This window comes from Kitasatospora sp. NPDC034533 (assembly GCF_055575155.1).
Genome location: NZ_JBVITE010000012.1, coordinates 105667 through 122212, shown reverse-complemented (window position 1 = coordinate 122212; position 16546 = coordinate 105667). Strand labels below are relative to the sequence as shown.

Here is a 16546-nt window from a genome sequence, read left to right as displayed (position 1 = left end):
ACGTCCCGGGCTCCGGGGGCCGGCGGGTGCCCGGTCACGGCCGGACGCCCGGGAGCCGACGAGCCGGTGGCGCGGTGGGCCGGGCGCCCGGTGCGGGGGGTTAGGCGGTCCGGCCGGCGCAGGCCGCGGCGGTCACCAGTTGGTCGAAGGCGGCATCGGAGGCCTGCCGCCGGCGGCGTCGTAGGGGTTGCGGGAGAGCACGACCTGGCGCCGCCCGGTGTCGTCGCTGAGCATGACGCTGCTGTAGCCGAGGCTGTCACCACGGTGGCCCCAGAAGTCCCCGCACGGGGTGGGTGTGCGCTCCAGGACCAGGCCGTAGTCGGCCCCGCCTCCGATGCCCGCGGTGTGCTTCATCTCGGCGAGTTCGGCGGGCCCGAGGAGCCTGCCCGCGAGCAGGGCGGACATGAAGGCGGTGAGGTCGGCGGTGGTGGAGATGCCGGCGCCGGACGGGCCGGCGATGGTCGGGTCGAACAGCGTGATGTCCACCGGGCCGCCGGGCAGCTCGGCGTAGGCGCGGGTGTGGCGGCCGGGGACGGCGGGGTCGTCCTCCGGCATCGTGGTCTCGCTCAGGCCGAGCGGCCGGATGATCCGCCCCTCGACCTCCTGTTGCCACGTGCGGCCGGTGGTCTTCTCGATGAGCATTCCGAGCAGCAGGTAGTCGGTGTTGGAGTAGTGCCGGCCCTGGCCCGGCGGGAAGTACGCCGGGTTGGTCTCGGCGACGGCGACGAGCTCCGCCCGAGGCCGCGCCCCGACGTCCCTCAGGGGCGCCGGCGCGGCGACGCCGCCCGGCCCGGGGCGGCCCCTGGGAGCCTGAGCCCGGCCACTGACCGGTCGGCCCCGCCGGTCCGCGTCAGCGGGAGCGGCCGATCCCCCACGCGGCGGCCCGGGCGGCGGCGGCCGCCCGGTTGGGGAGGCCGAGCTTGGCGAGGATGTGCTCGACGTGGGTCCCCACGGTGCGCGGCGTGACGTACAGCCGCTCGGCGATCTCCCGGTTGGTGCGGCCGGTCGTCAGTTCGGCCAGGACCTGGAGTTCCCGTGGCGAGAGCCCGCCCGGCCGGGCGGCGGCGCCCGGGCCGTCCTCCGAGGGGCCGACGGCGCCCGGACCGGACGCGGCCGGCCCCTCGGAGGACGGGCCCGGGTTGGGGGCGACGGCCGCGGCGAGCGCCTCGCTGAGCAGGGTGACCGCCGCACGGGCGGGGTCGGGCGCGCACCGCGGCCGGCGGACGCTCACGTTCAGCATCCCGACGTACCGGCCGTCGGCCGCGAAGAGGCACTGGGCCACGCCGTCCTCGATGCCGAGCGGGCGCAGCACGTCCCGGAAACCCGGGGAGGCCGCGAGGAGTCGCCCGGGGACGTCCCTGAGCCACAGTCCGCCCCGGGCCGGGCTGCGGAGCACCGGGAACACCGGGTCGTGGTGCAGGCGGGTCTCGATGTACGCGGTGGCGTCGTCCGGGTAGCTCCCGGCCAGGGTGGTGTGGCGGCCGCGCGCCGGATCCCACCGGGCCAGGGAGGCGTGGTCGTACTCCATCACCCCCGCCAGGGCCGTCAGGACCGTGTCGAGGCCGGTCGTGCCGGCCACCGCGCTCCGGGCGGCCTCGCGGACGCCGACGGCCGCGTCCAGGATCCGCGCCACGTTCCGCTCCGCTGCCATCATCCAAGGATGATCATGTGCCCGGAATGCGTCAAACGCGCGGGGCCTCCTCAACGCCCGGGGCCTCGTGCACGCGCGGGACCTCGTGCACGATCCGCCCGTCCATGACGGTCAGGACGACGGGCATCGCCGGGATGTCCCGGGGGTCGGCGGCGAGCAGGTCCCCGTCGAGCACGCACAGGTCCGCGGCCTTGCCCACCTCCAGCGAGCCCTTCCAGTCGTCGGCGAAGTCCTGCCAGGCCGCGTCGATCGTGTAGGTGCGCAGCGCCTCCGCCAGGCCGATGCGCTGCTCCGGGCCGCTGACCCGGCCGGCCGCCTTGGACTCGCGCAGCATCATGGTGGCGAGGCCCTGGCGCCAGTCGGGGTGGGTGACGGGCGCGTCGGAGCCGCTGGCGACCCGCACGCCGGCGTCGATGGCGTCGCGGTACGGCCACGCGTACGCGGCCCGTTCGGCGCCGACGAGGTCCTCCTCCATGTCCGCGACCGTCCACTTGATGGTGGGGTTCATGTTGACGCCGAAGCCGTGCGCGGCCAGCACCTCCATGCTGTGCGCGGTGAGGAAGTCGCCATGGATGACGTAGTGGCGGGCGTCGGCGCGCGGGTGCTCGGCCACGGCCTCGGCGAAGGCGTCCACGACGGTGTCGATGGCCCGGTCTCCGGTGACGTGGACGCCCAACTGGTGCCCGGCGGCGTGGGCGAGCCGGATCATGGCGCCGATCCCGGCGGTGCGCTCGGTGTCGGTGTCGCCGCCGACGCACAGGGAGCCGCAGCCGCCGCCGACGTACGGTTCGTGCATCCAGGCGGTCTTGTTGGGGACGATGCCGTCGGCGAAGACCTTGACCCCGTGGACCGCGAGGCGGCGCGGATCGGTGTCGCCCGGTGCGCCGAGCTCCGCGAGGCCTCGGGCGAACTCCTCGGTGGTGCTCGCCATGCCGGTGGGCAGCAGCAGGACGCCGACGCGGGCGGTCAGTTCGCCGTCGGCCAGCAGGCCTCGGTAGACGTCGAGGGTCTCCGCGCCGAGAGCGCCCCGCATGATGCCCTCGCCGCCGGGGCCCAGTCCGGGCTCGGTGTAGCTGGTCACGCCGAGCCGGGCGAGGGTGGCGAGGGCCGCCCTGATCGCGTCGGTCCGCTCCTGGCGGCTGAGCGGCGGCAGCGCGTTCTGGACGAGGGCCTGGGCCCCTTCGTGGAGCAGCCCGGTGGGCTCCCCCGTCTCGTCCACGACGATGGCTCCGCCGGGCGGGGCGACGGTGCCGCGGTCGATCCCGATGAGCTCCAGGGCCTTGGAGTTGACCCAGGTGGCGTGCCCGGAGAAGGAGTACAGCACCACGGGGTGGTCCGGGCTCACCGCGTCGAGGTCGCGCCGCGAGGGCGTGCGCGACGGGTCCTGGAGGCACTCGTCGAGGTACCCGGTGTCCCAGCCGTGCCCGGTGACCCACTGCCCGGCCGGGGTCCGCCCGACCGCCTCCCGTACCGCCTCGGCCACGTCCCGCAGCGAGGACACCGCGGGGTGTCCGAGGTCGAGGGAGAGCGGCGGGGTGGACATGCCGAAGGCGCAACCGTGCAGGTGGGAGTCGTTGATACCGGGCAGCAGGGTCGCCCCCCGCAGGTCGACGACCCGGGTGCGCGGCCCGATGAGCGGTGCGACGTCGTCCCTGCGGCCGACGGCGCTGATGACCCCTCCGGTCACCGCCAGGGCCGAGGCGACGGAGAAGTCCGCGTCGACCGTGACCACCTGTCCGTCGAGAAACACCAGATCCGCGTACGTGTGCACAGGGCGACCTTTCGGGAGGCGGGCGCGCGCGGCCGTCCGCGGGCGCTCCTCCCTGGACTATGGCCGCGCCAGGGCCGCCCGCACATCGGTCGTTCCACCGATACGCGCCCGATCCGCGCCCTATCCGCGCCCGCTGCCGGCGCCCCTCGCGCGGCTCGGCCGGGGAGCCGTGGGGTCCGCCGGTTCACCGGGCCGCCGCCGCGGGGCCGGCGGCCGGTCAGTCGTCGCGGGGCTGGCGGCCGGTCAGTTGCCGCGGGACGTTCGGTTCCGAAGCGGCGCGGTGGCGGAGCCCGTCGGGGAACGACCCGGAACGATCACCCCACGACCTGGCCGGCATCCGGCCTGACCACGCCTGGTACGGTGCCATCGCCGTGGTGTTCGGGAAACCGGTCGAAGTCCGGTGCGGCCCTCGCCACTGTTGCCGCGGAGTTCCGCGGCCCTCGCTGACCGGCTTACCCAGCGGTCAGGGCCACTGGGCGGGTCGGAAGAACCGCTCGGGAAGGTCGGCCGCGGCGCGTCGATGCGGAAGCCAGGAGACCGGCCACGGCGCGACATGTTCCACGAGGGTTTTGGAGAACACGTGCCCAGCGCTCCGCCGCGCCCATTTCCGTCCATACGTTCCGTGCGTCCGGTACGCCCCACAGGTCCGGTGCGCGTCGGCCGGGCGGTCGCGACCTTCCTGTTCCTCGGCGTGCTCGGAGCCTGCACGAGCGCCCCCGCGCCCGTCGCGTCCGGTGGGACGACCGGAAGTGCCTCGCCCGTCAGCGTGGACAACTGCGGGACCACCGTGACGGTCTCCGCGCCGCCCGAGCGGCTGGTGACGCTCAACCAGGGCGCCACCGAGGTGGCCCTGGCCCTCGGCCTCCAGTCCCGCATGGCCGGTACCGCCTACCTCGACGACTCCGTCCCGGAGAAGTGGAAGGCGGCCTACGACTCCGTCCCGGTGCTCTCCAAGGACTACCCGACGAAGGAGAAGCTCCTCGCGGCCCGTCCCGACTTCCTGTACGCCTCCTACGCCAGCGCGTTCACCGACAAGGTCGCGGGCACCCGGGAGGAGCTGCGCGGACAGGGCGTCCCGTCGTACCTGTCCCCGTTCGGCTGCGCGGACAAGAGCCAGGTGCCGCCGACGACCTGGCAGGCGGCGTGGGGCGAACTGAACGACGTCGCCGAGGTCTTCGGCGTCCAGGAGCGGGCCGCCTCGATCCGGCGGGAGCAGGAGCAGCAGCTGGACCAGCTCAAGGCGGCGGCCGCGGGCAAGGACCTGAAGGTCCTGTGGTACGACTCGGACACCAAGGCGCCGTTCGTCGGGGCCGGCCGTGGCGGACCGCAGCTCGTGCTCGACGCCGTGGGCGCCCGCAACGTCTTCGCGGACCTGCCCGGTGGCTGGCAGAACGTGAGCTGGGAGAAGGTCGTCGCGGCGGACCCGGACGCCATCGTGGTCGCGGACGCCGGCTGGGACACGGCCCAGTCCAAGATCGACTACCTGGAGAACGACCCGGTGCTGAGCAAGCTCACCGCCGTGCGGCGCAAGGCGTTCGTGGTGGTGCCGTTCTCGGAGTCGACACCCGGCGTGCTGCTCGCCGACGGCGCCGCCCGAGTGTCCGAGGGGCTGGGCCGACTGCACCCGGCTTCATGACCACCGCACCCCGCCCCGTCGCGCGGCCCGCCGGTCCGGGCCGCGCGGCGGCGGCCCTGGCCGTCGGTGCGGCCCTGCTGCTGGCCACCGTGCTCCTCGGCCTGGCCGTGGGCTCGCAGCACGAGTCGGTCCGGACGGTGCTCGATGTCGTGGTGCGCCGCCTCGGGCTGGGCGATCCGCCGGTGACGCTGCTGGACGACCAGATCGTCTGGCAGTTGCGGCTGCCCCGGGTTCTGGGGGCGGCCGCCACCGGCGCCGGCCTCGCGGTCTGCGGCGCGGTGTTGCAGACGCTGACCGGCAACGACCTGGCCGATCCCTTCCTGCTCGGGATCTCGGACGGCGCCGCCGCCGGCGCGGTCACCGTGATCGTCCTCGGCGTCGGCGTGTCCGGCGCCGTCGGCACCGGCGCGGTGTCGACGGCGGCCTTCGCCGGCGCCCTGCTCGCCGCGGTCGTCGTCCTGGCACTGGCCGGCGCGCGCACCCGGTCGCTGCCGACCACCCGGACGGTGCTCGCCGGCATCGCGGTCGGGCAGATGTGCGGGGCCTACACCTCGTTCGTCGTGATGGTCCTCGGGGACCGCAACGCGGCACGCGGCGTCATGGAGTGGACGCTGGGTTCGGTCGCAGGCGTACGGTGGCCCACCGCCGTCTTCCTGGTCGCGGTCGCGCTGGCCGGGGTCACGGTGCTGGCCTCCTCGGCCCGCGACCTGGACGCCTTCGCCTTCGGCGAGACCGCCGCCCGCTCCCTCGGCGTCCACGTCGAGCGCACCCGCTGGGTCCTCATCGCGACCGCCGCGCTGGTGACCGCCTGCCTGGTCGCCCACACCGGCGTCATCGGGTTCCTCGGCCTGGTCGTGCCGCACGTGGTCCGTCTCGTCTGCGGCCCGCGCCACGCCCTCCTGCTGCCGGTGTCGGCACTGGTGGGGGCGTCCGTCCTGGTGGGCAGCGACCTCGTGGCGCGCTCGGTCCTCCCCGACCGGGAGATCCCCCTGGGCGTCATCACGGCCGGGCTCGGGGCGCCCTTCTTCGCCTGGCTGCTGTGGCGCCAGGGACGGGCCGAGGGGAGCGGGCAGTGACGGGTCGAGGGCAGGAAGCAGGGCCGGTGGCGCCGCCCGTGCGACTGCGCGCGGAGGGGCTTCTCGTACGCGTCGGCGGCGCCACGCTGCTGGACGCCGTCTCGCTCGCGTTCAGCCCCGGCCGGGTCACGGGCCTGCTCGGGCCCAACGGCGCCGGGAAGACCACCCTGCTGCGCGCGGTCGCCGGACTGACCCGGCCGAGCGCGGGGCGGGTCCTCCTCGACGGGGAGGACCTCCACGCCCTCACCGCCCGCCGACGCGCACGCCAGGTGGCCTTCATGGAGCAACAGGCCGACACCCGCTTGTCGCTGACGGTTCGTCAGGTCATCGACCTCGGACGCACGCCGCACCGCGGCCGCTGGCCCGTACCGACGGACGCCGCCGCCGACGCCCACGAGCGGTCCGTGATCGCCGATGCCGTCGCCGCGGCCGACGTCGGCCACCTGCTCGGCCGGTCCTGGCCGACGCTGTCGGGCGGCGAGCGGCAGCGGGTCCAGCTCGCGCGGGCGCTGGCGCAGGAGCCCGGCGTGCTCCTGCTCGACGAGCCCACCAACCACCTCGACCTGCGCCACCAGCTCGGTTTCCTCGGCACCGTACGCGGGCTGGGCATCACCACGGTGGCCGCGCTGCACGACCTCGAACTCGCCGCCGCCTACTGCGACGAGGTCGCCGTCCTGCTCGACGGCCGGCTGGTCGCCCACGGGCCCGTCTGCGACGTGCTCACCTCCGCCACGATCGCGCGCGTCTACGGCGTCGACGCCACCGTGGAACGGCATCCCCGGCACGACAGACCGCACATCCGGTGGAACGGACTGCTCCACGAAAGGACTTCGCCATGACCTCCCCCGGTCCGGACGCCCTCGGCCCGGACACCCCCGCCATGACCTCCCCCGGCCCGGACGCCCTCGGCCCGGACACCCCCGCCCGCCGCAGTGCCGTGCTCCTGGTCGGCATGTCGATCGCCGAGGCCGTCCGCCGCGACGAACTCCTGCGGGCCGCGGCGTCACACCGGGCCTCGATCGCGTTCCTGCAACAGGCGGACCCGTCCCTGTCGGCCGAGCTGACCAGGCTGGCCGACGCGGGCACCGAGACCGTGGTCCTGATCGGCGTCCGTCTCGCGGGCTCCGGCCCGGCCCAGTCCTGGCTGCGGCGGATCGCCGCCCACTGGTGGCGCGAGCGCACGGGCCACCGCCCCGAACTCCTCGTCGCGACCCGCCTCGCCGGCTCGCCGGACGCGGTCGCCGCCGTGGCCTCGGCGACGAGGCCCATCACCGGTGAGGAACCCGGCCTCACGTCCGCGGCCTGGGAGGACGTCACCGGCCACCGGCACCAGGTCCTGGTGTGCCGGGGTCCGCGCTGCACGGCCCTGGGCGCGGAGGAGGGACTGCGCGCCCTGGTGGGGGAACTGACCGGGCGAGGCCTCGGCGACGACGACGTGCTCGTCACCCAGACGGGGTGCCAGTTCCCCTGCAACCAGGCCCCCGTCGTCACCGTGCAACCGGACGACGTCTGGTACGGGAGGGTCGATCCGGCCGTCGTCGGCCGCATCGTCACCGAGCACCTCGTCGGCGGACGACCGGTCCAGTCCCACCGGCTCCCCCGCCGCGAGAAGGAACGGGCGGACCGGCACGACGACTGATCGCGGCCACGAGGTCGACTCGATTGCCGGTCCGGCGTGACGTTTCCGCGCCGGGCCGGCGTGACGTACCCGCGCCGGCCCGCCGTGGTGAGGCGCCGGCCCCTGCACACCCTTTGCCTAAAGCCTGTAGGTAGATATAGAGTCTCCATAGGCAAAGTGAAAGTAGGTGATGGTCATGGTCCGCGCTGGACTGAGCCCGGAGCGGCTGACGCTCGCCGGGGCGGAACTCGCCGACGAGGCCGGCTTCGACCAGGTGACCCTGTCCGCGCTCGCCCGGCGCTTCGACGTGAAACCGGCGAGCCTGTACGCACACGTCAGGAACTCCCACGAGCTGAAGACCCGGATCGCCCTGTTCGCACTGGCGGAGCTCGCCGACCGGGTCGCCGACGCCGTGGCCGGGCGTGCGGGCAAGGACGCCCTGACGGCCTTCGCGAACGCCTACCGGGACTACGCCCGGGCGCACCCCGGCCGGTACGAAGCCGCCCGGTACCGGCTCGACCCGCAGACCGCCGCGTCCAGCGCGGGCGTCCGGCACGCGCAGATGACGCGGGCAATCCTTCGCGGCTACGACCTGGGTGAGCCGGACCAGACGCACGCGGTCCGCATGCTGGGCAGCGTCTTCCACGGCTACGCCTCCCTGGAGGCGGCCGGCGCCTTCGACCACACGGACGTCGCCGCGCAGCAGTCCTGGGCCTGGACCCTGGACTGCCTCGACACCGCGCTGCGGAGCCGATCCACCCTCTGACCGGCCACGTCACCCGCGACGACCGCCCGGTACCCCACGCCCCGACTCAAGAGGCTTGAGGCCATGAGCACCGAGCAGAACCTGATCACCACCCCCATCACCGCGGACTTCCTGCGCGGTCACCTTGAGGTGGAGGAGACCGCCCACGGCCTCCTGCCGCACCGGCTGCCCGCCCGGGCGCGCCGGCAGATCCCCGACGACCGGCTGGCCGTGGCCGAGGCCCAGCCCTCCGGTGTCCGGCTGGCCTTCCGCACCGGCGCCACCACCATCCACCTCGACACCCTGCCCACCAAGCGCGTCTACGCGGGCTTCCCGCCCCCGCCGGACGGCGTCTACGACCTCCTGGTCGACGGCCGCCTCACCGCCCGGGCCACCGTGGACGGCGGGAACGTGCGCACCGTCACCGACATGTCGACCCAGGCCGCGGAGTTCACCCCGGGCCCCGCCGGCACCGCCCGCTTCACCGACCTGCCCGCCGGTGAGAAGGACATCGAGATCTGGCTCCCGCACACGGAGGTCACCGAGGTCATCGCCCTGCGCACCGACGCCCCCGTCGAACCGGCCCCCAGGTCCGGGCGCCGGGTGTGGCTGCACCACGGCAGTTCCATCAGCCACGGGTCCAACGCCGTCCGCCCCAGCACCATCTGGCCCGCCCTGGCCGCCTCCGCGGGCGGCGTGGAACTGGTCAACCTCGGCTTCGGCGGCAGCGCGCTGGTCGATCCGTTCACCGCCCGCGCGATGCGCGACACTCCCGCCGACCTGATCAGCGTCAAGCTCGGCATCAACGTCGTCAACAGCGACGCCATGCGCCTGCGGGCCTTCGTCCCGGCCGTCCACGGCTTCCTCGACACCATCCGCGAGGGCCACCCCACCGCTCCCCTGCTCCTGGTCTCCCCCGTCCTGTGTCCGACCCACGAGCACACTCCCGGCCCCCTCATGCCGGACTTCTCCGACGGAACCCTGAGGTTCCGGGCCACCGGTGATCCGGCCGAGACCGCCGCCGGACGGCTGACGCTCACGATCGTCCGCGACGTCCTCGCCGGCATCGTCGAGCAGCGGTCCGCCGAGGACCCCAACCTCCACTACCTCGACGGACTCGACCTCTACGGCGAGAGCGACCACGACGAGTTCCCGCTGCCGGACGCGGTCCACCCCGGTCCGGAGGGGCACCGCCGCATCGGCGAGAACTTCGCCAGGCTCGTCTTCGGGGACAACGGGCCCTTCAGCGTCGCCACCGGCTGACCCGCGCAGCCGCCGGCGGGGTACCGGGGCCCGGTGGGGTGCCGGCGACCGGCGGGATACCGAAGGCCGGTCCGATCACCGCTTCTCGCGCAGCCACCGGGCGAACGCGTCCAGGCCCGCCTCCGGGTCGGCGCGGCCGACGCCGATGCGGAAGCGGTCGGTGGGGGTGGGGGTGAGCTCGGAGCGGTAGATGCCGGCGGGCAGCAGCAGGACGCCCGCCTCCTCGACCAGCCGGGTGCAGAACTCCTCCACGCCCTCGGAGCCGAGGAAGCGGGGGTAGGCGACGCAGCCGCCGTCCGGCGCCCGCCACTCGAAGAGGTCGGCGAACTCGGCGAAGAAGGCGTCGAAGAGCGGCAGGTTGCGGGCGATGAGGGCCCGGTTGCGCTCCAGGATCGTGGCGCGGGCCTTGAGCGCGACGCGGGCCAGCACCTCGCTGGGCGCGGAGTTGCAGATGGAGGTGTAGTGCTTGGCCCGCTCCAGACGGGACAGCAACTCACGGTCGCGGCAGACGATCCAGCCGATCCGCAGGCCCGGCAGGCCGAGCGACTTGGAGGTGACGTTCAGCGACAGGGCGCGCTCGGACAGGTCGGCGGCCTGCGGCAGGATGCGGGCCGCGTCGCGCTCCAGACCACGGTAGACCTCGTCGCTGAACAGGTGGATGCCGCGCTCGTCGCACAGCCGCGCCAGCTCGGTGAAGTCGGCGGCGCCGATGACCTTGCCGGTGGGGTTGTTCGGGAAGTTCACCGAGACGACCCGGGTGTTCGGGCGGATCGCCGCCTTCACCGCGTCGAGGTCCAGGGCCCAGTCCCGGTCGGGGTCGAGGGCGACGCCGGTGACCTCGCACAGGGCGAGCGGCACGGTCTCGGCCGCCTGGTAGTTCGGGGTCACCACCACCGCGTGGTCACCCGCGTCCAGCAGCACGTTCATCGCCAGGTAGAGGGCCTCCTCGGCGCCGGCGAAGCAGAGCACGTCGGCCGCGTCCGCCCGCTCGTACGTCGCGGCGATCACCTCGCGCAGGGCCGGGTCCCCGTACGTCTCGGTGTAGCCCAGCGGCAGGTCCTCGAAGGCGGCGCGGTCCTGGTCGTCGGCCAGGGCGAGCAGCTCGCGCAGGGTCATGCTCTGGACGTCGGAGGCCGTCAGGTGGTGGCGCGCGGTGAACTCCCACCGGGAGAAGTGGGTTTCCAGGCGGAAGTCGGGCAGGCGGGTCACGGCGTGTGGTCCTTCCTCGGGGCTCGGAGTTCGGCCAGCAGGGCGTAGAGGGTGGAGCGGGAGACCCGCAGGGCGGCGGCGACGACGGGGGTGGCGCGGCGCACGGCGAACACCTTGGCCTCGTCCAGGCGGGCGAGGACGGCCAGCCGGTCGGCGCGGGTCAGCCGCTCGACGGGGCGACCGCACTCGCGCACGTACGCGCCGACGACGTGCTGGACGCGCTCGTTCCAGTCCTGCTCGAACAGCGGCTCCGGCCGGGGCGTCGTCGGGGCGCCGAAGGCGGACAGCACGGCCGCCGCCTGCTCCAGCGGCGTGCGGTCGAGGTTGACGCACAGCACCGCGGTGGCGCTGCCGTCCGGCCCGCGCAGCACGGCGCTGACCGAGGACAGCCGCCGGCCGTCCGCGAGCAGCTTCTCGTACGGCCCGAACACGTCCCGCGCCGACGGGTCCAGCGCGTCCAGCTCCCCCAGCAGCGAAGGGTCCCCCGGGACGCGGGACCCGGTCGGGTTCCAGATCGCCAGGATCCGGTCGGTCTCCGGGTCGTGCAGCACCACCTCGGCGTACGGGCCGAGCAACAGCGCGACGGCCTGCCCCACGGGCGCCCACATCCGGACCCGGGGATCTGTGCTCTCTTCGGCATTCTCCACGGCCTGGACTATATGTCCTGATCGGACCAACAGTCCAGGCCTGGCTTCGCCGCCTTCAGGAACCCCTCCCGTCACCGATCAGCGCGCCGTCGTCGGCTCCGAGGTGCTCGCCGAGCTATTCCGCGGGCTGGGGAGTCGTACGGTCTTCAAGGCCGTCGTAGTCCGCGGTCAGCCCAGGTCATAGGTGAAGGCATACGGGAACGGCGACTCGCCGGGCGTGGAGGTGAAGCTGCCGGTTCCACGCAGTCCGGTCAGCTCTCCGGTGCCGGTTCCAGGCACCACCTCGAAGGTGCAGCGCACGGTGCCGTCGGCGTCGAACGAGCCGCGTTCCTCGACGACGAAGGTGCCTTCGCGTCCGTCCAGGCGCCCGGCCAGCACCTCCATGCCCGTGAAGGTACCGGTCTTCTCGGTGACGTAGACGATGGTGTACTCGCAGGTCGTGTGGGCGGCCTCGATGCCGCCGGAGAAGGTGTTGGTGACGGAGGCGTGGGCGAGTTTCGGGCTCGCTTCGCTCGAACCGACCGCGTGTTCCTCCCAGCCGGCGTACGTGATGTGACCGGTCGTCTGCACGGGCATGGATGTCCTCTCGATCGGCGCGCATCTTGTGCGCGCGGTGCATGCCCAGCCTGGCCTCCGTACCTGACACCTCCTGTCAGGTACGCGGGACAATGCCTCCATGCGTGCCGACCGCCTTCTCTCCTTGCTCTTGCTGCTCCAGAATCGTGGGCGGATGACCGCTACCGAGCTTGCCGCGGAGCTCGAGGTGTCGGTCCGTACGGTCTACCGGGACATCGAGGCACTCAGCTCCTCCGGTGTACCGGTCCGTGCCGACCGCGGGCCCGTCGGCGGCTACCGCCTCATGGACGGATACCGCACGCGGCTGACCGGCCTCACTGACGCCGAGGCCGGCGCGCTCTTCCTCGCCGGAGTACCCGGCCCCGCACGGGATCTGGGCTTCGGGGCGGTGCTGGCGACCGCTCAGCTGAAACTGCGGGCCGCCCTCCCGGTCGAACTGGCAGAGCGCACCCGGCGTGTTCAGGATCGGTTCCACCTCGACGCGCCGGCCTGGTTCCGGGACGCCGATCCTGTTCCCCATCTGGCGCCGGTCGCGCAGGCGGTGTGGGAACAGCGGGTGCTGGCCGCGCACTACCGGCGTTGGCGCGGTGAGGTCCACCGGGAACTGCACCCCCTCGGCATCGTCCTCAAAAGCGGCATCTGGTACCTGGTGGCGCTCGCCGACGAGGATGTGCGGACCTACCGGATCTCACGGCTCCTGGCCGTGGACGTCACCGACGAAGTCTTCGAACGACCGGCCGGATTCGACCTGGCCGCCTACTGGGAGGAGTCCTCTCGGCAACTGGAGGACGCGCTCCACCAGGAAACCGCGCGTCTGCGGATCTCCCGCCGGGCACAGCGCCTGCTGCCCGTGCAGTTCGGCGCGGTGGGCACGCGAGCCCTCGAAAGCGCCGGGCCACCGGACCACGAAGGCTGGGTGCAGGTGGAGATGCCGGTCGAGACGCAGGCCGTCGCGGTCAGCGACCTGCTCAGACTCGGCACGGAGGCAGAGGTGCTCGGCCCACCCGAATTGAGGCAAGCCATTGCCAAGGCCGTCGCGGTGCTCGCACACCGCTACGCGGAAGCACCCTGAGCTCCTCCGGCGCCGTCTCGATCGCTCTTCTCCCTGACGGGCGCGACGGAGCGGTGATACGACTCCCCGCGCTCTGCGGCATCGGTCACGAAGCCGGACCGGAGCACCAGGCCGTTCGAACGGGCCCGGGGCGGTCCGCTCCCGACGGTCCGGGGGCGCATCGGGGCCGGTCAGGCAGTGTTCTTGGTGACGAAGTCGGCGATGGCGTCCTCCATCTGCTGGAGGCCGGGATCTTCGAGGGGGTAGTGGCCCGCGTTTTCGAGCATGACGGTGTCGACGGGGACCTTGGTGATGCGGGACAGGACGGGGACGCTGAGGTGGTGGGGGGTCCAGCGGTCCTCGGCGGGCTGGGTGAGCAGGACCGGGCAGGCGTCGAAGTCGGGCGGTTCGACGGCGGGGGTGTAGGTGGCGTAGCTGTCGAGGAAGCGGACGCTGACCCAGTTGGCGGCGGAGGTACGGTCCTTCATGAGGACCTTCATGGCACCCGGGTCGTTGGCGAGCGCGGACATCTTGGAAGCCAGGCTCATCGGGTACTTGGCCGCGGCGGCCGGGGTCTTGGCGAGCAGGCCCATCAGGGGGACGCCGGCGCGGGCGGTGAGCTTGTCGTGGGAGGTCTCGTCGCGGACCCGCTGGTCGCGCTGGTCGCGCTGGTCGAGGAAGGTCATGCCGACGATGCCGCGCAGGGTGCCGCGGGGAGCCTTCGCGGCGACGTGGTAGGTGAGCATGCCGCCGGCGCTCAGCCCGTACAGCACGATCGGGCGGTCGTCGCGGGACTGCTCGAAGGCGAGGAAGTCGACGACGAGGTCGACCCAGTCGTCGTAGGAGGGGGTGGCGCCGGGCTTGACCTTGGTGAGGCCGTAGCCGAGGTTGTCCAGGGCGACGGTCTCGAAGCCGCGCCGGGCGAGCGGGGCGCCGAGGATGAGGGACATCTGGCGGCCGTTGGTGCCCACCCCGTGGTGCAGGACGACCTTGGCCCTGGCCTCCGGATTGCGGTAGCGGTCGAGGTGGACGCGGTGGCCGCGCCAGTTCCAGTACTCCTCCTCCGGGGCGGTGGCGTCGGTCAGCCGCAGGCGTTCGGGCAGGAACTGCTGGAGGTCGCGCCAGGCCTGCTGGTCGCGGTAGTAGTCGGGGGCGGGGGTGGTGTTCATGAGGGTGCGCCTTTCGGGCGGCCCGGCCCGTGGGGGGTCAGGCAGGGGTGGGTGCGGGGCTGGTGCGGGCTCCACGGGTGATCATCCGCGCGCCGGCCTTGAGCTCGTCGCGCACGGCGTCGGCGTCACGCAGGTCCTCTTCCAGGCCGCGGGTGAAGGTGAGCAGCACGGCGGCGGCCTGCCGCGCGCCGTCCCCGGCGTCCTGGGTGAGGGCCGCGGTCAGGAGTTCGGCCAGGTGGTCGGTGTAGTCGGTGACCAGGCCAGGAGCCTGGGCCGTGGCGGCGGACAGCAGCTCCTGCGCGTGGGCGGGGCTGTCCTGCCAGAGGCGGATGGCGACCTCCAGCTTCACCGTGAGGACGGCGAGGACCTTCTCCTCGGGCGTACCCGCGGTCTCTGCCGCCGCCCGCGCGGCCGCGCCGGCCTGCTCCAGTAGCGACCGGACGACCTTGACGATCGCCTCCTCCTTGCTCCCGACGTACTTGTAGACCGTCGGGCGCGACAGCCGCGATTCCTCGACGATGTCGGAGACCGTGGTGCGCCGGTAGCCGTTGCGGCAGAAGCAGCGGTAGGCGGCATCGAGGACGAGCTGGGAGGAGGGAACCTTCGGCATGTCTACGAATTTAACACCGCACTCTAAGTGTGTAAAGTCCGGGAGTGTTCCCGAAGTCCCCGACCGAAAGGCGCCGTCATGGACAAGCGCAGAATCGTCCTGCTCGGAGCGACCGGCTTCACCGGCCGGCGCGTGCTGCGCGAACTGATCGCCCGCGGCGAGAAGCCCACCCTGGTCGGCCGCAGCCGCGCGAAGATGCTCGCCCTGGCCGCCCGCCTCCACACGGAGCTGGACGTCGTCGAGGCCGACGCCACCTCGACGGCCGACCTCATCCGCATCTTCACGGACAACGACGTCGTCGTCTCCACCGTAGGACCGTTCGCGCAGCTCGGCCTGCCAGCGGTCACCGCCGCGGCCAGGGCCGGAGCCCACTACCTCGACTCCACCGGAGAGCCCCCTTCATCCGGCAGGCCTTCACCCTGAACGACATCGCGGCCGCCGGCGGCGCGAGCATCATCCCCGCCTTCGGCTACGACTACGTCCCCGGCAACCTCGCCGGCGCCCTCGCCCTCACCCGTGCGGGCGAACAAGCGCGCCGCGTCGAGATCGGCTACTTCCTCACCCGCTCCGGCCACGGCGACGAGACGCGCTACCGCAGCACCCTGCGCGACGCCTTCACCCTCACCACCGGCGGCACCCGCGCCTCACTGGTCGGCTCCGCCGTCGAGGACGCCTTCGCCCACCGCCGCCCCCGCACCGGCGGCCCCGCCCGCCTCACCACCGAACACACCGGCGCCCGCCTGCTCACCTTCCGGTACGCGGGCATCACCCGAGCCGCGCTGACCGTCGGCGGCTCCGAACACCTGGGCCTTCCCGAAGCCTTCCCCCACCTCGACAGCGTCGACGTGAGCCTGGGCTGGTTCGGCCGAGCCACCCGTGTCGTCCAGCCCGCGATCCACCTCGCCGCACCCCTCCTGCGCACCCCCGTGATCCGCGGCGCCGTCACCAAGCTCTCCCAGCACCTCCCCGGCTCCACCCGCGAACCCGACACCGACGGCCGGGCCCTCGTCCTCGCCGTCGCCCGCGACGCGGCGGGCAAGGCCCTGGCCACCAGCGCACTCACCGGCCCCGACCCCTACGAGATGACCGGCTCCCTACTCGCCTGGGGCGCGAGCCACGCCGCCACCCCCGATTCCGCCCTCACACCCGGTGCCCACGGTCCCGTCACAGCCCTCGGACTCCAGGCACTGCGCCACGGAGCCGCCCAGGCCGGCCTTCACGAGACGGGCGGAAAGGCGATCCCAAGGAGGTGAATCTGGTCGGCTTTCGGCACCCGCCCCAGTGCTCCGACCGGCGACACCGAGCCGATGGAGCAGCTCACGGACTGCGGCGGCCGACGCCACGTCACCGCGGTCGTGCGGGGCCACGACGCTCCTTCCTGGCCCGCGCTCTGCGTGGCCGGCGCCCACGAGGCCGATGCCGGGCCGTGGCCGCAGGAGTGGGCGATGAGCCGGCCAACAGCCCCGGCCTCCGCGATGCCAGGGATCACCCTAAGGTTGAGCTTCACCCTCAAGTCTGAAGGCA

At 73.4% G+C, this 16546-nt stretch carries 18 protein-coding genes and 1 riboswitch; of the genes, 9 read left to right on the top strand and 9 right to left on the bottom strand.

The window, feature by feature from the left end:
* Nucleotides 1–132 precede the first annotated feature (132 nt).
* From ACZ55U_RS11885 to ACZ55U_RS11875, 3 genes are all read right to left on the bottom strand, one after another.
* A complete protein-coding gene (locus tag ACZ55U_RS11885; RefSeq protein ID WP_465525213.1) occupies nt 133–762 on the bottom strand; it encodes a serine hydrolase domain-containing protein in 630 nt (209 codons plus the stop codon).
* Nucleotides 763–850: 88 nt separating this feature from the next.
* Complete coding sequence (locus ACZ55U_RS11880; protein ID WP_465525094.1) at nt 851–1654, bottom strand: helix-turn-helix transcriptional regulator; 804 nt, start codon at nt 1652–1654, stop codon at nt 851–853.
* 28 nt (nt 1655–1682) lie between these two features.
* Nucleotides 1683–3422, bottom strand: coding sequence for an amidohydrolase (locus tag ACZ55U_RS11875; RefSeq protein ID WP_465525092.1), 1740 nt, complete (start codon nt 3420–3422; stop codon nt 1683–1685).
* Between the two features lie 355 nt (nt 3423–3777).
* Nucleotides 3778–3982: riboswitch (cobalamin riboswitch) on the top strand.
* A 62-nt stretch (nt 3983–4044) separates the two neighbouring features.
* On the opposite strand from ACZ55U_RS11875, the gene ACZ55U_RS11870 reads away from it, so the two are divergent.
* The 6 genes from ACZ55U_RS11870 to ACZ55U_RS11845 all read left to right on the top strand — a co-directional run bounded on the left by ACZ55U_RS11870 (nt 4045) and on the right by ACZ55U_RS11845 (nt 9760).
* Nucleotides 4045–5058 carry an ABC transporter substrate-binding protein gene (locus tag ACZ55U_RS11870; RefSeq protein WP_465525090.1) on the top strand — a complete coding sequence of 338 codons (1014 nt, stop codon included), beginning with the start codon at nt 4045–4047 and terminating at the stop codon, nt 5056–5058.
* On the top strand, nt 5055–6134 hold the full coding sequence (locus tag ACZ55U_RS11865; RefSeq protein ID WP_465525088.1) for a FecCD family ABC transporter permease: 1080 nt from the start codon (nt 5055–5057) through the stop codon (nt 6132–6134). The genes ACZ55U_RS11870 and ACZ55U_RS11865 overlap by 4 nt, the downstream gene beginning before the upstream one ends.
* A gap of 26 nt (nt 6135–6160) precedes the next feature.
* Complete coding sequence (locus ACZ55U_RS11860) at nt 6161–6973, top strand: ABC transporter ATP-binding protein (RefSeq protein ID WP_465525086.1); 813 nt, start codon at nt 6161–6163, stop codon at nt 6971–6973.
* Entirely contained in the window at nt 6970–7773 is an 804-nt protein-coding gene (locus ACZ55U_RS11855) for a (2Fe-2S) ferredoxin domain-containing protein (RefSeq protein WP_465525084.1), read from the top strand. Before ACZ55U_RS11860 ends, ACZ55U_RS11855 begins: the two co-directional genes overlap by 4 nt.
* 175 nt (nt 7774–7948) lie before the next feature.
* Nucleotides 7949–8518, top strand: a complete 570-nt coding sequence (locus ACZ55U_RS11850; protein WP_465525082.1) for a TetR/AcrR family transcriptional regulator — start codon at nt 7949–7951, stop codon at nt 8516–8518.
* Nucleotides 8519–8581: 63 nt separating this feature from the next.
* Nucleotides 8582–9760, top strand: a complete 1179-nt coding sequence (locus tag ACZ55U_RS11845; RefSeq protein WP_465525080.1) for a GDSL-type esterase/lipase family protein — start codon at nt 8582–8584, stop codon at nt 9758–9760.
* 75 nt (nt 9761–9835) lie between these two features.
* Here ACZ55U_RS11845 and ACZ55U_RS11840 read toward each other — a convergent pair whose 3' ends face one another.
* From ACZ55U_RS11840 to ACZ55U_RS11830, 3 genes are all read right to left on the bottom strand, one after another.
* The gene (locus ACZ55U_RS11840; RefSeq protein WP_465525078.1) at nt 9836–10969 is read right to left on the bottom strand and encodes an aminotransferase class I/II-fold pyridoxal phosphate-dependent enzyme; all 1134 of its coding nucleotides are present in this window, start codon (nt 10967–10969) and stop codon (nt 9836–9838) included.
* The gene (locus tag ACZ55U_RS11835; RefSeq protein WP_465525076.1) at nt 10966–11616 is read right to left on the bottom strand and encodes a helix-turn-helix transcriptional regulator; all 651 of its coding nucleotides are present in this window, start codon (nt 11614–11616) and stop codon (nt 10966–10968) included. Before ACZ55U_RS11835 ends, ACZ55U_RS11840 begins: the two co-directional genes overlap by 4 nt.
* Before the next feature lie 168 nt (nt 11617–11784).
* The gene (locus tag ACZ55U_RS11830; RefSeq protein WP_465525074.1) at nt 11785–12192 is read right to left on the bottom strand and encodes a DUF3224 domain-containing protein; all 408 of its coding nucleotides are present in this window, start codon (nt 12190–12192) and stop codon (nt 11785–11787) included.
* A 100-nt stretch (nt 12193–12292) separates the two neighbouring features.
* Between ACZ55U_RS11830 and ACZ55U_RS11825 the strand changes: the two genes are divergently transcribed.
* On the top strand, nt 12293–13264 hold the full coding sequence (locus ACZ55U_RS11825; protein ID WP_465525072.1) for a helix-turn-helix transcriptional regulator: 972 nt from the start codon (nt 12293–12295) through the stop codon (nt 13262–13264).
* Nucleotides 13265–13434: 170 nt separating this feature from the next.
* On the opposite strand, the gene ACZ55U_RS11820 is transcribed toward ACZ55U_RS11825, so the two are convergent.
* Both ACZ55U_RS11820 and ACZ55U_RS11815 read right to left on the bottom strand, forming a co-directional pair.
* On the bottom strand, nt 13435–14412 hold the full coding sequence (locus tag ACZ55U_RS11820; RefSeq protein ID WP_465525070.1) for an alpha/beta hydrolase: 978 nt from the start codon (nt 14410–14412) through the stop codon (nt 13435–13437).
* 37 nt (nt 14413–14449) lie between these two features.
* Complete coding sequence (locus ACZ55U_RS11815) at nt 14450–15022, bottom strand: TetR/AcrR family transcriptional regulator (RefSeq protein WP_465525068.1); 573 nt, start codon at nt 15020–15022, stop codon at nt 14450–14452.
* A gap of 78 nt (nt 15023–15100) precedes the next feature.
* Here ACZ55U_RS11815 and ACZ55U_RS11810 point away from each other — a divergent pair, with 78 nt between their 5' ends.
* The gene (locus tag ACZ55U_RS11810) at nt 15101–15445 is read left to right on the top strand and encodes a saccharopine dehydrogenase NADP-binding domain-containing protein (protein WP_465525066.1); all 345 of its coding nucleotides are present in this window, start codon (nt 15101–15103) and stop codon (nt 15443–15445) included.
* 221 nt (nt 15446–15666) lie between these two features.
* Here the strand turns inward: ACZ55U_RS11810 and ACZ55U_RS11805 are convergent, their stop codons facing one another.
* Nucleotides 15667–15852: a hypothetical protein gene (locus ACZ55U_RS11805; protein WP_465525064.1), complete on the bottom strand. Its 186-nt coding sequence runs from the start codon at nt 15850–15852 to the stop codon at nt 15667–15669.
* 15 nt (nt 15853–15867) lie between these two features.
* Here ACZ55U_RS11805 and ACZ55U_RS11800 point away from each other — a divergent pair, with 15 nt between their 5' ends.
* The gene (locus ACZ55U_RS11800) at nt 15868–16275 is read left to right on the top strand and encodes a hypothetical protein (protein ID WP_465525062.1); all 408 of its coding nucleotides are present in this window, start codon (nt 15868–15870) and stop codon (nt 16273–16275) included.
* The last annotated feature ends 271 nt before the right edge of the window (nt 16276–16546 follow it).